The sequence below is a fragment of the Paraburkholderia sp. RL17-347-BIC-D genome, from assembly GCF_046027915.1.
GTDB lineage: Bacteria > Pseudomonadota > Gammaproteobacteria > Burkholderiales > Burkholderiaceae > Paraburkholderia.
In genome coordinates, this window is record NZ_JARESS010000045.1 from 38,529 (window position 1) to 52,577 (window position 14,049).

Below are 14,049 nucleotides of genomic sequence, written 5' to 3' on the forward strand. Positions count from 1 at the left end.
TCAGCAGAGGTTTTGCACCCAAAGTCTAGGTGTTTGGCAACTCTCCTAGTTGACGTATTGGGACATACGGTTGACAATTTGTGCCTTTGGATCGAAAGCTCAGCCAAGGCGATTCACCGTGAAAAAGAGAGTGGTCAGGAGCGGGACGTTGTTCGGTTATCCGAAGGCGGCGAGCGAGGTCGGTTTGAACGGGAGCGCCCTGATGGCACGCGTTGGTCTTCCCGAAAACTTCGCCGACGATCCCGACAGCATGATTTCGCTCGATGCTTTTGTGCGTTTATTGGAGATCTCGGCGCAGGAGTCCGGACGCTCCGACTTCGGCCCTCGCGCTGCGATAGCCCGAGGAGTGCCCGACTATGGCCTCGTAAGCTTGCTGCTCAGAGAAGAAGACACCCTTGGCGACGCTTTGCAAACCTACATCGCGCATTTGCATCACCACTGCAACGGCATTTACATTGAACTCGACACACGATTCGGCAAGCCGTTTTTATCATTCCAGATCGTGTCGGATCCACCGTCGATTCAGGTTATGGAGTTTTGTGCATGTGGACTCGTTCAGCTTATTCGCTGGCTGACTGGTGCAGATTGGCGTGCAGAAGCGGTATGCCACGAGCATCCCCGGCTGTTGCACACCTCGATCCAGAGCAACTTTTTTCGCTGTGAGATTCGATATAACCAAGTAGTCAGTGGAATCTTGCTGGGGCGAGACGCACTTGCACGTAAAGTAATTACCTCTCCAGAGGTTCTTCGGCGTCAAGCGAAATTGCTCATTGCGCATACCCTGGGGGGCGCCTCGGATCAGTTCGAAGCACAAGTCGCTCGTATCATGAACCTGCAACTTCACGACTCCAAATCGGGAGCAGACGCTGTCGCGGCAAGCCTGGGAATCAATCGAAGAACACTCCACAGGAGGCTCGCGAACAATGGGCTATCGTACTCGAGCTTGCTCGAACAAGTACGGCGAGACGCCGCGAAGCGGCTTGTCGAAGTTAACTCGATTCCTCTAGCGGAAGTCGCGGAGGCTATAGGCTTCAGTAGCCTAAGCGCTTTTTCACGATGGTTTCAAGGCAGTTTCGGCTGTCGTGCATCCGATTGGAAGCGCAAGATCGATAGCCAAGAATGAGTGAATACGCGTCGCGGTGGCGCACGGCGTCGTAAGTCTGTGCCTTCGAGGCGCGCGTCAAGCACGTTCGCGATTATCTTTTCCTAGATCGGCCCGTCCCAGGATGTGCGCCATACCTCCTCTGGTGTAGCGGCCACGTGGCTCTAAGTCGTCAGCGCCAACGTCAAGTCAGACAATATCGAGCGGCCCGATTTTCCGTGAACATGGTGCGTTATCCGTCTTCACGCGGTGTGCCCGTCCAATGCTGGCCAAGTTCAGGATCTCAGGAAACGTTGGCGTCCCCTTTGCCCGCCAAGCAGCCGTGTGGTCGGAAACCGTTCCCGACCTGCCTCATCGCATGAGCGCCCGAGAGACCACCAAGCGCACATGCGACCAATACGCCGGCGTAGTGCGACACTGGACGTCGCGCTTGACGACCGCCCCAGTGGGTTTCGAGGGGGCGAGACGCCTACACCTCTCGCGACGCTCCCATAGGGCCGGCGTCGCACCGGCCCGACGCTTACTCGACCTCGGCGATCAGCTCGATTTCGACGCACGCGCCGAGTGGAATCTGCGCGACGCCGAACGCGGAACGCGCGTGCTTGCCGGCATCGCCGAACACCTCCGCGATCAGCTCGGACGCGCCGTTCGTCACGATGTGCTGCTCGGTGAAATCGGGCGTCGAGTTGACGAGGCTCATCAGCTTGACGATGCGCGTCACGCGGTTCAGATCGCCGACATGCGCGTGCAGTGTCGCGAGCAGATCGACCGCGATCGAGCGCGCGGCGGCCTTTCCTTCTTCGGTACCCAGTGTCGCGCCGAGCTTACCGACCCATACCTCGCCGTCCTTCTTCGCGATGTGGCCCGACAGGTACACCGTGTCGCCGCTTTGCGCGCTCATCACATAGGCGGCCGCCGGCGCACCCGCGACCGGTAGTTCGATGCTGAGTTCCTCGAGCTTGTCATACACATTCGCTTGAGCCATGTCGAATCCTTTATTTGTTGAGATTGCAATAACGCAGACGGGGCGAAGTCCGCATGCAGCGTGCACGCGGACTTCGCCCTGAGGAAAATGTGCGGCTGACGCCTGTCACATGCTCGCGCGCACCAGTGCCGCGAGACGCGCCACGCCTTCGTCGATTTTGGCCGGGGGCACCTTGTCGAACGACAGGCGCAGCGTGTTATGTTGTGGTTCATTTTCAAACAACCGACCGGCCAGCCCTAACCTTATGGCCCGATCGAAGGCGATATACACTCGGCCAACGATGGTTGGCATCTTGGCCGGTAGGCCAGCCGTATCGGATACTAGAGAGCATCGATCCACGCAGTCACTGCAGCATTAAAGTCTGCGGGCCGGTCTTGCATGATCCAGTGCCCGGCATTGGTCCATACTTCGACTTTCGATTTGGGGTTTGCGAACCATGGGGTCATCGTGCTGGCTTGAACTGGATCGCGACATAAATGGTAGAACGGCAATTTCAAGGTCTGACAGAAAGCTGCACTCGATTGCCCGACGCCTACTTGATCGACACCCAAAAACAATGGGCCGAACGATTCGCTTACGACGTCTGCTGGCATGCCCGACACACGCCTAGCGTGCCAGCGTCTGAATGCGGGATCTGTCGCCGGATCGTAAAACGCCTCGAACAAAGCCGAAGCGACAGTAGCTGGGTTCTCAGATGAGAGGTTGTTTGCAGCTTGCTGGAAAACCGGAGCATAGGAATCTGAAAACCCGAGACTTCCGTCAACGGATACGACCGCACTGACCAGGTCGGGCCTGAGGGCCGCCACCCGCGCAGCGATCTGACCGCCCATCGAATGGCCAATGAGGGTGAATTGCTGACCCGGATACGTTGTTGATATGAACGATATGATATCTGCCACGTAGTCAGTGGGCAGATATCCGCCCGATGGCTTGACCTCGGACCTGCCATGTCCTCGCAAGTCGACGGCGACTACGCGATACTTGTTCTCGAATGCCGGAAATTGCCAACTGAAATCGTGAGAGTCGCAAGTCCATCCATGCAAAAACATCACGTTTTTGCCTTCGCCGACGTCCGTGTAAAACAGCTTCGCCGTAGACGTCGCCGGAGCTGCAGACGCGCCGCCACAACCAGCAACCGCTCCAGCGGTCGCGGCGCCCATCAAAACCAGCATGCCGCGCCGGAACAATAGTTTCGAGTGCATAAAATCTCCTGAGTTTTTCCTTGTATCCAATTAGAGCGGCGCATCGCGGCTTTAAGAACCTGCGTCACCCTAGACGATGTAAGGGCGGTCAGCGTCAACTGAGCGAAGTCAGAGCTTGGGGGGTAAATTCATTGAGTTCACTAGTGCGTCCTAGTAGCACTTTCTCGAGCCAAGCAGGGTCTTGCAGCAATGCGCGACCGACTGCCACCAAGTCAAAATCTCCTCGCTCCAGGCGCGCGAATAGGAGGTCCAACGGCGCTGGGCGGGAGCTTTCGCCAGCAAAAGAAGCGTAGACATCACCTGACAGCCCGACAGACCCGACGGTGATGGAGGTGATTCCCGTCAGCTTCTTGGCCCAGCCAGCAAAATTCAACTCTCGGTCGAATTCGGGAAATGCAGGTTCCCAAAACCGACGTTGCGAAAGATGAAAGGCATCCGCACCTGCTTCAATCAAGACGCTCAGTAACTGTTCGAGCGCATCGGGTGTCTCAGCGATTCTCACGTTAAAATCTTGAGGCTTCCACTGCGAAAGGCGAAAGATCACGGGGAAGCCTCGACTCACCTGCCGCCTGATCGCCTTCAAGATGTCCGATGCAAAGCGCGAACGCTCAATCAGTGTCTTGCCCCCATATCCATCAACACGCCGATTTAGATCATCGAAGAAGAACTGATTAATGAGATAGCCGTGTGCGCCGTGCACTTCGACGCCGTCAAAACCGAGTCGCTCGGCGTCCGCTGCTGCGCGAGCAAACGAGTCTATGGTGTCGGCGATATCAGCGTCGCTCATTGGGGAGCCAACTCGCTTACCCTTTGAATCGAATCCCGAAGGGCTTTCGTATGGCGTCGGTGGGACCCAGTCCGGTACAGTACTTGAACGCTTCTGGCCCACATGCCACAGCTGAGGCACGATACGCCCCCCAGCGGCGTGCACCTCATCCACCACCCTTTTCCAGCCTGCAAGTTCCGCCTCACCATAGAAGCGAGGGACGTCGGGCTCGTTGACAGAAGCCTGCCGACCGACTCCGGTACCTTCGGTGATGACCAGTCCTACACCCTTCTCGGCCCGACGGCGATAGTATGCTGCAACGTCTTCCGTCGGGACACCGCCTGGCGAAAAGGAACGCGTCATAGGGGCCATTACCACGCGATTTGGAAGATCAAGTGTGTTCAAACGATAGGGACTGGATAAAATATCAAGACCTTTCATTGCTTTGCTTATCCAAGAAAATTGCAGTCATTCCTTTAGCGCGTACAGTGCAAGTTCGGCGTACAGCATGCGCTTTGCTGCATTCGTTCCATAGACGGATAGAACTCGCGCGGGCGTTCATGAAACTTCGACGTGATCGGAGCGTGCGCCGAACCCGTGTGCGACTATGTGTTCCTGGCCGCAGCGTTTGCCCGCAAATGATCCCCATTCCTGACGTCGGCGCATCGCCTTGAAGAGGCGTAAAACAATAGTGCCGAGCACGCGCTCGATACGCAGAGCACGACCACAAAAGCTATGAGTAAGCTATGTGAGCCGCGCAGACGATCGCTCAATACACCAACCAACGCAGGTCCAAGGCTTGCCCCGAGCAGGTAATTGAATGTCATGAAAAGACCAGTCGCTCGCCCTCGCATCCGGTTGGGTACGGTGAGCTGAATTGGCGCCACCATGAACGTTGTCACCGCTGAGAAGGTTACGACTTCACACCCATAAAGCCAGTAAGCCAACGCTGCTGTGTCCGCCATGAGAAAAGCGGCGGTAACAGGAATCTGAAGAGCCACGACAATAGACAAGCGCTTGAGAAGCGGATGCAAAAGGTCTCGATTATCCAGTCTACGGAGAAGAACTTGCGAAGCGAGGCATCCGGCTAGTCCGATAACGAGAAAGATAGTGCCCAAAGGGTGTCCAATTTCCGCCGCAGAACCAAGCCCTTCGCGAATCATCACGCTGGGAAACCAAGCGAGGAGAACATACAAGCCGGCAGTGACAAATACAAAGCCCGCGTAGTAGCGCATTAACTGGGACGAGGAGAAAAGAAATTTCAACGTCGCCCGAGTGGATACGTCCACGTCGCTACCGTGCTCTCGACGCGTCGGCTCCCGGAGAGTGAGGAGGATCGCCGCGGCGAGCAGAATCCCCGGCAAGCCTAGGATGATAAATACTGCCTGCCATGCATCGATGTGACCGATGACAGGCAGGGTCATTCCACCGGCGCGTGTGAAGTAGCTCAGAGCGGCGCTGCCGAGAACGAGGGCCATACCTCCTCCGATATAGGGGCCGGTGTGGTAAACCGCTGTCGCTCTCAGAAGCTTGCGCCCCGATGTCAGGTCAGACAAAATCGAATAGGAAGCTGGCGAACAACCGGCCTCCCCTATAGCCGTACCGGTACGAGAAAGGAAGAGCTGAACGAAGTTTCCACTCACACCGCAAGCAGCAGTCGCAAGCCCCCATGCGGCGACGCAAGCGGCGGCGATCCCCACGCGATGATAGCGATCGACCAGCGCTCCCAGCACGAGACCGGAGCAGGCATAGAACGCTCCGAACGATAATCCTTGCAGCATCCCTATTTCAGTGTCCGTAAGAGAAAACTTATGCCTGACCGGTTCGAGCAGGAGAGAGAGAACCTGCCGGTCCATATAGGAAAACGTGAACGCAAGGGCCAGTAAGACAGTCGTGACAACCAGGCTCCGTCTGCTCGACGATGATGCGTCGACGGGTTGTTGCGCTTCCATAAGCGATCTCCGATGAAACAGTGCGCCAAGTGCCGTAGCAGCGCCTTGGCTCTAGGTGTATGCCGCAGACAACCGGAAATCTCTTGCTCCGGCAGCCCGGTATGTCACGAATGGTGGGCGTTTCAAATTTCCGCCAGTTGACGATTTGGGACGCTCGCTTGTCGTTTTGGGACACCGGTGCCTAGGGGTTATCACGCAGTTACTAAGGTCATTCGCGCGCGCCAGTGCACGTCACCCGCCTGCCTTAGCTCCCAGCCTCGTCGGTTGCGACAACGTTTATCAGGATCGAGTTGAGATCCCCCCGAAAACTGACGCCTATCTCTCTCGATGAGAAACAGGTGTCGAAATGGGCAGCCATCCTGTGCGAAGCCGACGGATGTTGAACGCCTTTACAGACTTCACGGGCATTAGCCTGAACTGATAACCCATCTGCATTAGCTGCCGGGCCCGGTGATAGGCACGGTCCCAGAATGCACACGTTGCGTCCCAACATGTCAACTGGAAAGCGATTTTTCCCCATATAGTAATTCGCAGATGACAGTTGCGGATGCGCTTTGCTCCGACATCGTACGGATGCTTCCGCTACTGCCCAGAGCTCTCGAGGAGTAAGCGAACGTTTCGAATATCCTCACCGCGCGCAAGAAAAACACGGTCCGACAACTCAGGCTTAAAGTCTGGCAAAACGGTTAGCAGTCGAAGTCTTCATTCACCGCTAAGCGGATGGTCGTGTATGGCGTGTATTGATACCACTGGCTAGAAGAGGCGACCAGTTCGCCGCTCTACCCGTCGTCTCTACTATCACCTACTTTAAGGAGTTGCCAAATGTTCTTAACCCAATTGTCTCGCTATCTCGCGAGCAACCAGGAAGTCCAATCATGAGAGCGGTCCGCATTCGAGCTCCAGGCGGATTGGACCAGTTAGAGACGGTCGAACTCGCAGATCCAGGCGCGCCGGGCGTTGGCGAGATTCGCGTGCGGGTGCATGCGAGCTCGTTGAACTATCACGACTATCGCGTCGCTTCCGGGGACGCGGGGCACTTTGATGGCCGCATCCCCATGGCAGACGGTGCCGGAATTGTTGAGGCGGTGGGAGCGGGCGTCTCGGAATTCGCGGTAGGGGACGCTGTCGTTTCCGTGTTCTTCCCGCAGTGGCAAGATGGCCGACCATGGGTGGGCGACTTCTCCCAGACGCCGGGTGATGGCGTCGATGGCTATGCGCGAGAGGTAGTGGTGCGCCCGACAAACTGGTTCACTCGTGTCCCCGCCGGCTACAGCCTTGCTGAGGCCGCAACTTTGACGACCGCTGGCGTGACCGCTTGGCGAGCGCTTGTGTCAGACGGCGCCCTCAAGGCCGGCGACACGGTACTGGTGTTGGGCGCGGGTGGCGTATCGGTATTCGCCCTTCAAATCGCGCGCGCTATGGGTGCGACGGTTTTCGCCACCTCCTCCTCAGATGCGAAGCTGGAGCGACTTCGCGCGCTCGGCGCCGCTCAAACCATCAACTACAAGAAGCAGCTCGACTGGGGCCGTGAAGTGGCCGACCGGACAGGTGGCCGTGGCGTCGACCACGTAATCGAGGTTGGCGGGGCTAGTACTCTTTCGCAGTCGATCGCCGCAGTTCGCGTGGGCGGCCACATATCACAGATCGGCGCCTTGACCGGGCGCTCCGGTGAGGTTCCGATAGCGGCACTGATAGGCAAGAATGCGCGTCTACAGGGGGTGACTGTCGGGAGTCGTTCAAATCAAATGGATATGATTCGGGGTCTGGAAGCCACGGGGCTCAGACCTCTGATCGATCGACGCTTCTCGCTCGAGCAACTGCCCGAGGCGTTCAAATACCAGCTGGAGGGTCGCCACCTCGGCAAGATCGTGGTGGAGTTCTGAGAATCTGAGCTGCGACCCGAGTTGCCGCCAGATCATAGTGTGCCCGGTTCGGTGCAGGACGAAAAAGACAAAAAAGACCATCGCCCGGCGGACGGTCGACCGCTCAGGTATGGTCGCTTCAAAATCCCCCGCTAATGAGCGCCCGCAGGGCGCTCATTAGCGGTGTTACAAAACATTTATTGCCATCTCCTTCAGAGAAGAAGGATAAGGAAGCGTGGATTTCAACAACTCAATTTACGCGTCCGCAACATGCGGCCGAGAACACCAAGGTGCGACTCTTCTTGCGGGAAAAAAATATTCCCTTCACCGTAAAAATGGTGGAAGGTCTTGGGTCGGGCGCAGAGACCAACGAGTTCAGAAAATTTAATCCGCGGCGCGAAGTCCCCGTCGTCAAAGTGGGCGAGAACACGCTGTTTGATTCAACGATAATACTTGAGTATCTAGAAGAGAAACCTTTGCCGGTGGGCGATCCGTCGCGGGTTTCGTCTCCGATAGTGCTACCAGGTATTCATGGTCGTCAGACCTTGCCCAGAAATCGACGACGCAGCGTTGTCCGTCGACAGCCATGACGCCAGGCCGTTCACAGAATGTCTTTGCAGCAGGATCCGCTTCGAGCATCAGCCATGCTTCGAATGCGCTCCGCCTGTATAGAGTCAGACGTCGCCGCAGTTTCGGACTGAAGACGTCATAACGGTGCGCGCCGCGAGGACGCGGCAGCGTGAGCGGCTCGAAACTTCGCGGAACGCCGACCATGCGGGCCTCCTGCCTGAGGATTTCATGGTCTAGGACGAACGTGAGTTGACAATTTTAATTCGCGCTAACGCGAAGTGAATGATATGAACGTCCCCCACCCATTCGTATGTTCCGTGTCAGCAATACACCGGTGGACGGCGATCGCTATCGAATTTGGAAATCGGTCATCATATTGGCCTGCTCAGCCGATTTAACAGGATCTGTCATGACGCATACGATCGTGGGTGTGGACATCGCAAAAAACGTAATGCAGGTTCACTGGGTCGATCCCGACACCGGCGAGATCGTGAACAGGCCTGTCAAGCGGACGGCTTTTCTCGAATACTTCGCCAATCGTCCCCCCTGTCTCATCGGTATGGAGTCTTGCAGCGGGTCTCAGCACTGGGCACGGCGATTGATCGAGATGGGCCACCAGGTGAAGCTGATGCCAGCAAAATTCGTCAAGGCATTCAACATCCGCAACAAAAACGATGCGGCAGACGCGCGGGCAATCTGGATGGCAACGCAGATGACCAGCAAAGCGGTCGCCGTGAAGACCGAGGCTCAGCAGGCGGTTCTCGCCCTACATCGTATGCGCCAGCAATTGGTAAAGTTTCGCACAATGCAGATCAACAGCCTGCGTGGGTTGCTGACCGAATATGGTGAGGTGATGGGTGCCGGTCGTGTGGCATTGGACAGGGCGGTCGCGGGAGTTCTGGAAAGATTGTCAGGACGCCTGCCCGCGATACTGATTGATACATTGCGTGAGCAATGGAAGGGGCTGGAGGACATGGACCGGCAGATCGGTCAGATCGAGCGTCGTTTGCAAGAGTGGATGAAGGACGATCAGGCTTCCAAGGCGATCGCGGCTATTCCGGGCGTAGGTTTGCTTACCGCAACAGCTGCAGTGGCAACGATGGGTCATGCGAAAGCCTTCAAATCTGGTCGCGAGTTCGCAGCGTGGTTAGGTCTCGTGCCGGCACAGACCGGCTCCGGCGGCAAGATCGAGCTACAGGGGATAAGCAAACGAGGTGATACCTATCTCAGGACCTTGCTCGTTCACGGGGCGCGGAGCATCATTTATCGCGTGAAAGAGCCAGGTCCATGGGTGACACAGATGAAACAGCGACGTCCGTTGAACGTCGTAATCGTGGCGATGGCCAATAAACTTGCCCGGATAATCTGGGCGATATTGGCGCATCAACGTCCATACCGGAAGGGCTACGAAAGCGTCAAACCAGCCTGACATCGCTGGCCTGTCGGAAGGGTTTTGCTGGAAGGGATGGAACGTCAAAAGTTGCGGTGGCATTCGAGTGTAATGACAAAACGGGTAGGACCTGGGACTCGCCAAGCCTGAAAAGTCGTCAGAGCGCATCAAGCTCGTGAAGTGAATGAGGCGCGAGTCAGCGGATTTCATAGGGGCCCGCAGCGACCAAGGCTGCAACAAGGCCGAATGTAGAGCTGCAGCCCATCCTGTTCGTCAAAAACACTCGAAAGTCTGGCGCAATGGGGGACGTTCATGTAGACGACTTTACTTCGCTAGTTAGCGAGGCAATGTTGTCAATTCAATGGCTAAACTGTTGCCGCCGCGAGCACAGTCCAGTGACAACTTTCCTTCGTTTTACGATAGTGGCGCTACGGCTAGCGGCAATTCTGAACCCCTACGTCAATCGAATCACACGGTTCTGCTCCAGCTATTGCAGGCGTCTGTCCACTTCCAGATCGGGTGCCGCTTCGACGATCTTGTCCAGCACGTTCGCGAGCTCTGCCGAGCGGCCGGATGCTCCCGGGCCGGATAAGAGCCAAAGAAAATGCAAAGAAGTTTCCGGATTCGCACTGGCAGCCCCCGACTCGTCGAGCAGCGATACCCCGTACCAACCTCCATCAATCGGCGTCAAAAAATGACGCAATACTGAGAATGCCTCGTCGAACGCCGTTCCGGCCGTTGCGCAAAGCGCGGCGAGTTCCGGTGACACCGCTGCCCGTTTGAATCGCGCTTCATATGGCCAGACAGCTTCGAACAGTGGTTCCGCAAAGTGTAGCCAAGCTCGCCCGGGCGAGTTACCGATCTGCCGTATGTACTGCCTGAAGCACTGCGCAGCCCCGATGAGCACGCTCTGCGGCACTTTCGTTAATAGTCGTCTCACTTCATCGAGCGAAAGGGGTGCCTTCCCGGTACTCGGGCTGATTCTCCAGCTAAACAGTGGATGGAGAAACTTCGAGGCGGCGAACGCCGCACCGTGTTCGGTCCTGGCAGCGGTCTCACAGGCTGCCATGAAGAGCGCACCCTTGAATGCCCGTGTCGCGGCGAAACTCAGTTGTGTGCCGGCGATCAGCACCGTGCGAAGCCTGACCCCTTCCTCGCTGTTCTCGCCCAAACGCTTGCGAAACGCGCCAAGCGCAAGGCGCCAGTCGACATGCAGAATGAACCCCGCACTGTGCGCGAATGCCCCGCCTGCAGAAAATCAGACCACAAACCAGCATTTTCCGGAGCAAGGTCGGCCCCCTCCAGGACCTCAAACGCTGCCGCCGGTTGCCCCGAACAGTACGCGGACCAACTCAGTTGCGCCTTGAAATCGCGTTCATCGCGGCTCGTGCGCGCGATGCGAAGACGGTCTGCGGCATCTGCGCCCACCAAAGGAGCAGGATCTCCCTGAACCGACTGTACACCCGTAGAAAAGCTGCCGAACAGGTCGCTTTCCTTGTAATCGCCCTTTATGAACGGGTGCCGCGATGCAATGGCCTCGAGCTGGGTATGCCCTGCATCGGGTAACACACCGGCCAGTCGGATCGCCGAGAGCAGCAACCAGACGCGATGATCCCGTGCCTGGGGGCGCCAGTCCGCGCCTTCGATTTCATACTCCAGATAGATCGACGGATACTCGGTCAGGATCCGGCTTACGATTTCTGCGACCAGCCGGTCCGGTGCACTATCCAGCCTCTCGCGCATGGCCAAAACCAGTTCCCTTCGCATGGACCAGAACGCATCGCCCGGCAGCTGAAGGATCGCGGTGGCGGCTTCCCCTGCATTGAACAGCGTCGGGTTTCGCTGCGCGTTGATCCACAGTCGCAGACCGAGTCGACCCGGGAGACGCTTCCACGACGCTGCCAGTTCGCGCGCGTACGCGCAATCCTCAACGGCAATTCTGCCGAGCAGTTCGCTGAGCACGACGCACAGATGAACGGCGCCATCGTGATAGCGGTTTTGTTCATGCGCCCCCACGGCTGGAACGCCGTTGTCGAGTGTGTCCCAGTCGCTGCTTATAGCGCCGGCTTCTTGGGCCGCGATGCTCGTGTTGAACAGAGATTCGTTGCACAACTGAGCGATTCTTCGCTCTTTCCCTCGCATGTTGAGGATGGCCGTCACGAGACGGTCAATATCGGAGACATCCTCGAGCGCCAGCGACACCCTGACGATGTCTTTGAGCGTTGTCGGCGGCTCCGCCGCACTTTCGCCTGCAGGTCTCCATTGCGTCTTGATTTCAATTTCGGGGGTGATGGCCAGAATTGCTTCCCGCAGATCACGGTCATCGACAAGCGGGCTTTCAAGGGCCTGTGAAAGTCTGAAGTGATGCATGACCGCGTCGCGTGGTTTTGCGCGCATCCTGGCAAGAATTTTCCAGGCCTGAGCCCAAGGCTGGGCGGTATTTCGTAACTGAAAGATCAGACGCTCATAGTGTCGGTCGGTGAAAAGCTGCCCGACGAACTTGTGATGCCAGTCGATTGCTGTCTCGAGACGCGTCCGGTCCGTGAGCTTCGCACAACACCAGTTGACCCTGATCTGGACTGCGTCGGCGGCCTGCCAGATCGTTGTATTGCGAAAGAACTCGAACCACGCGGGATCTTCAATCTGCGCCGTGATGACATCCCACAGATCGCCCTTGCCGGCTAGAAGCCACTCCGCCCCCTCCAGTTCGGATGCGGTGGTCGATGCGAAGGGCTTGCGGAACACAGCGGCTCGTGCCTCGCGCGCGCGTCGTGGCTGCTCGGCCACCTCGGCGAGGCTGGCCAGATCGGCCCACAGTGCACGATGTTCGTCGGGCGCCGGGCCTTTACGGTACGGTAGCGGCGTGACCGCGATAGTCTCCCAGCGCGCTTCGGTCTCAGCGGCGTCGGTCTCGTATGAATCAAGCGCGTACACAGTCCGCAGATCTTCGAAGCGATCCCGGTCGCCCTCCAGCAGATTCAGAAAATAACGAACGGGGGCATCGTTCGCGCTGTATCCAACCAGAACAAGCGTCTTGCACCGCACGAGATCGAAGAGGAATCGCGATGCCCAGCCCGAACGCATGTAGGCGTCACCATATTCCGCGCTTGTCAACACCAGCGGCGTTGCATCGAGCCCGGCCACTGCATCTTGGGTTCGGCCATGCAGATGAATGATGCCATGACACGCCTCTGAGCCAGGGGGTGGTAATGCCTGGCCTGCCAGGCTTGAAGCTTTTCCTCGACCACGCCCCTCATTTTCATCAACAGCACGTTCGAACAGACCTTCGAAGTTGGTGGTGACACGACCGCTCCCAATCCGGTGATCAACCTCACCAGCGCCAATCCCAAGTCGATCACGGCGGCCGGCAACGATCTCTTCGTCGGATACGTACACACTGCGCCCAATATCGATGCCTTCAATCTCACCACAGGCAGCCTGGACACCACGTTGATCAACAGCAACCCCAACACCGTGTACGTCGGCAATGACGTGGATTCGATGTACGGCCTTCGATCGTACCGTCGGTCGACCGGGGAGTACGTGATCACGAAGGACAACTACAACGGGGCCAGCGTCATCATCTATCGCTGGACACACTGATCGACAGTGCTCGTCGCGGCTACGCCCCGGCGAGCACCTCACGTCATGTCGACTTAATCACCTTGTTTCTTTCCACAGGCAGCGTTCGGCCGGAAAATCCGGTGCGGCCTTCCGTACCGCTAGCCGTTTGCCAACGGATGATTGTTGGCAATCCAGGTCGTACTCTCCAGCGTCCGGTTCTGGCCGAACCCGGAAGCCTGCTATCGCGTGCTGTCGACTGCGGGACGTAGCCCGCACCGTAAAAAGTCCTGATTTCCGAGGGCAAGATATTGTCAGGACCTGAGAGAGCGGCTACGCGTCACGGACCAGATTGAACGTTTCCGTACCGGTCGTTCACACCTTTCTTCGTATCCGGTCCAACGCTCTGGCACTGGTTCGTGAAATCGCTACGGGCATTCGACGTGCCTGTCTCATCGAAGTGGCCGTGGTGAAATCTCACGATGGAAAAGTAACCTTTCATATAGTTTTTGCAGTCCCCGCCGCCACTGCCACCGGCGATCAGACCGGCGAGACACAGGACGGCACCGCAGGCGGACGGTTTGTCGTCGTCGGCCAGCGCCACCGTCTGGGTGGCGACCGCGCCGCAGATTAATATTGCGATCAGTCGTTTCATGAGA

General features: G+C 57.5%; 12 protein-coding genes and 1 pseudogene. 5 read left to right on the forward strand and 8 right to left on the reverse strand.

Annotated elements, in window-relative coordinates; translation table 11 throughout:
- The first annotated feature begins 148 nt into the window (after positions 1–148).
- Positions 149–1,123, forward strand: a complete 975-nt coding sequence (locus P0D96_RS37275) for an AraC family transcriptional regulator (protein ID WP_408318662.1) — start codon at positions 149–151, stop codon at positions 1,121–1,123.
- A 499-nt stretch (positions 1,124–1,622) separates the two neighbouring features.
- Here P0D96_RS37275 and P0D96_RS37280 read toward each other — a convergent pair whose 3' ends face one another.
- The 5 genes from P0D96_RS37280 to P0D96_RS37300 all read right to left on the reverse strand — a co-directional run bounded on the left by P0D96_RS37280 (position 1,623) and on the right by P0D96_RS37300 (position 6,007).
- Positions 1,623–2,087: a RidA family protein gene (locus P0D96_RS37280; protein WP_408318664.1), complete on the reverse strand. Its 465-nt coding sequence runs from the start codon at positions 2,085–2,087 to the stop codon at positions 1,623–1,625.
- A gap of 105 nt (positions 2,088–2,192) precedes the next feature.
- Positions 2,193–2,378, reverse strand: coding sequence for a hypothetical protein (locus P0D96_RS37285; RefSeq protein ID WP_408318720.1), 186 nt, complete (start codon positions 2,376–2,378; stop codon positions 2,193–2,195).
- Positions 2,379–2,407: 29 nt separating this feature from the next.
- The gene (locus P0D96_RS37290) at positions 2,408–3,289 is read right to left on the reverse strand and encodes an alpha/beta fold hydrolase (RefSeq protein WP_408318666.1); all 882 of its coding nucleotides are present in this window, start codon (positions 3,287–3,289) and stop codon (positions 2,408–2,410) included.
- Between the two features lie 94 nt (positions 3,290–3,383).
- Positions 3,384–4,496, reverse strand: coding sequence for an NADH:flavin oxidoreductase (locus tag P0D96_RS37295; protein WP_408318668.1), 1,113 nt, complete (start codon positions 4,494–4,496; stop codon positions 3,384–3,386).
- 164 nt (positions 4,497–4,660) lie between these two features.
- Positions 4,661–6,007, reverse strand: a complete 1,347-nt coding sequence (locus tag P0D96_RS37300; protein WP_408318670.1) for an MFS transporter — start codon at positions 6,005–6,007, stop codon at positions 4,661–4,663.
- A gap of 875 nt (positions 6,008–6,882) precedes the next feature.
- Here P0D96_RS37300 and P0D96_RS37305 point away from each other — a divergent pair.
- The 3 genes from P0D96_RS37305 (at position 6,883) to P0D96_RS37315 (ending at position 9,868) form a co-directional block, all read left to right on the forward strand.
- Positions 6,883–7,890, forward strand: a complete 1,008-nt coding sequence (locus tag P0D96_RS37305) for a zinc-dependent alcohol dehydrogenase family protein (protein ID WP_408318672.1) — start codon at positions 6,883–6,885, stop codon at positions 7,888–7,890.
- 134 nt (positions 7,891–8,024) lie between these two features.
- Positions 8,025–8,459, forward strand: a complete 435-nt coding sequence (locus P0D96_RS37310; protein WP_408318674.1) for a glutathione S-transferase family protein — start codon at positions 8,025–8,027, stop codon at positions 8,457–8,459.
- Between the two features lie 389 nt (positions 8,460–8,848).
- Positions 8,849–9,868: an IS110 family RNA-guided transposase gene (locus tag P0D96_RS37315; RefSeq protein WP_408318676.1), complete on the forward strand. Its 1,020-nt coding sequence runs from the start codon at positions 8,849–8,851 to the stop codon at positions 9,866–9,868.
- 448 nt (positions 9,869–10,316) lie between these two features.
- Here P0D96_RS37315 and P0D96_RS37320 read toward each other — a convergent pair whose 3' ends face one another.
- Complete coding sequence (locus P0D96_RS37320) at positions 10,317–10,961, reverse strand: hypothetical protein (protein WP_408318678.1); 645 nt, start codon at positions 10,959–10,961, stop codon at positions 10,317–10,319.
- A complete protein-coding gene (locus P0D96_RS37325) occupies positions 10,955–13,225 on the reverse strand; it encodes an SIR2 family protein (protein WP_408318680.1) in 2,271 nt (756 codons plus the stop codon). The genes P0D96_RS37320 and P0D96_RS37325 overlap by 7 nt, the downstream gene beginning before the upstream one ends.
- On the opposite strand from P0D96_RS37325, the pseudogene P0D96_RS37330 reads away from it, so the two are divergent.
- A pseudogene (locus P0D96_RS37330) lies at positions 13,121–13,432 on the forward strand (SMP-30/gluconolaconase/LRE-like region family protein); the annotation flags it as partial. The gene P0D96_RS37325 and the pseudogene P0D96_RS37330 overlap by 105 nt on opposite strands.
- Before the next feature lie 298 nt (positions 13,433–13,730).
- Here the strand turns inward: P0D96_RS37330 and P0D96_RS37335 are convergent.
- Positions 13,731–14,045, reverse strand: coding sequence for a TrbM/KikA/MpfK family conjugal transfer protein (locus tag P0D96_RS37335; protein WP_408318682.1), 315 nt, complete (start codon positions 14,043–14,045; stop codon positions 13,731–13,733).
- Positions 14,046–14,049 lie beyond the last annotated feature (4 nt).

Bases quoted from the DNA above. Each gene is read 5' to 3' on its own strand.
- P0D96_RS37305 (WP_408318672.1), top strand. From the start codon at position 6,883: ATGAGAGCGGTCCGCATTCGAGCTCCAGGCGGATTGGACCAGTTAGAG.
- P0D96_RS37315 (WP_408318676.1), top strand. From the start codon at position 8,849: ATGACGCATACGATCGTGGGTGTGGACATCGCAAAAAACGTAATGCAG.
- P0D96_RS37310 (WP_408318674.1), top strand. From the start codon at position 8,025: ATGAGCGCCCGCAGGGCGCTCATTAGCGGTGTTACAAAACATTTATTG.
- P0D96_RS37280 (WP_408318664.1), bottom strand. From the start codon at position 2,087: ATGGCTCAAGCGAATGTGTATGACAAGCTCGAGGAACTCAGCATCGAA.
- P0D96_RS37335 (WP_408318682.1), bottom strand. From the start codon at position 14,045: ATGAAACGACTGATCGCAATATTAATCTGCGGCGCGGTCGCCACCCAG.
- P0D96_RS37300 (WP_408318670.1), bottom strand. From the start codon at position 6,007: ATGGAAGCGCAACAACCCGTCGACGCATCATCGTCGAGCAGACGGAGC.
- P0D96_RS37290 (WP_408318666.1), bottom strand. From the start codon at position 3,289: ATGCACTCGAAACTATTGTTCCGGCGCGGCATGCTGGTTTTGATGGGC.
- P0D96_RS37285 (WP_408318720.1), bottom strand. From the start codon at position 2,378: ATGCCAACCATCGTTGGCCGAGTGTATATCGCCTTCGATCGGGCCATA.
- P0D96_RS37295 (WP_408318668.1), bottom strand. From the start codon at position 4,496: ATGAAAGGTCTTGATATTTTATCCAGTCCCTATCGTTTGAACACACTT.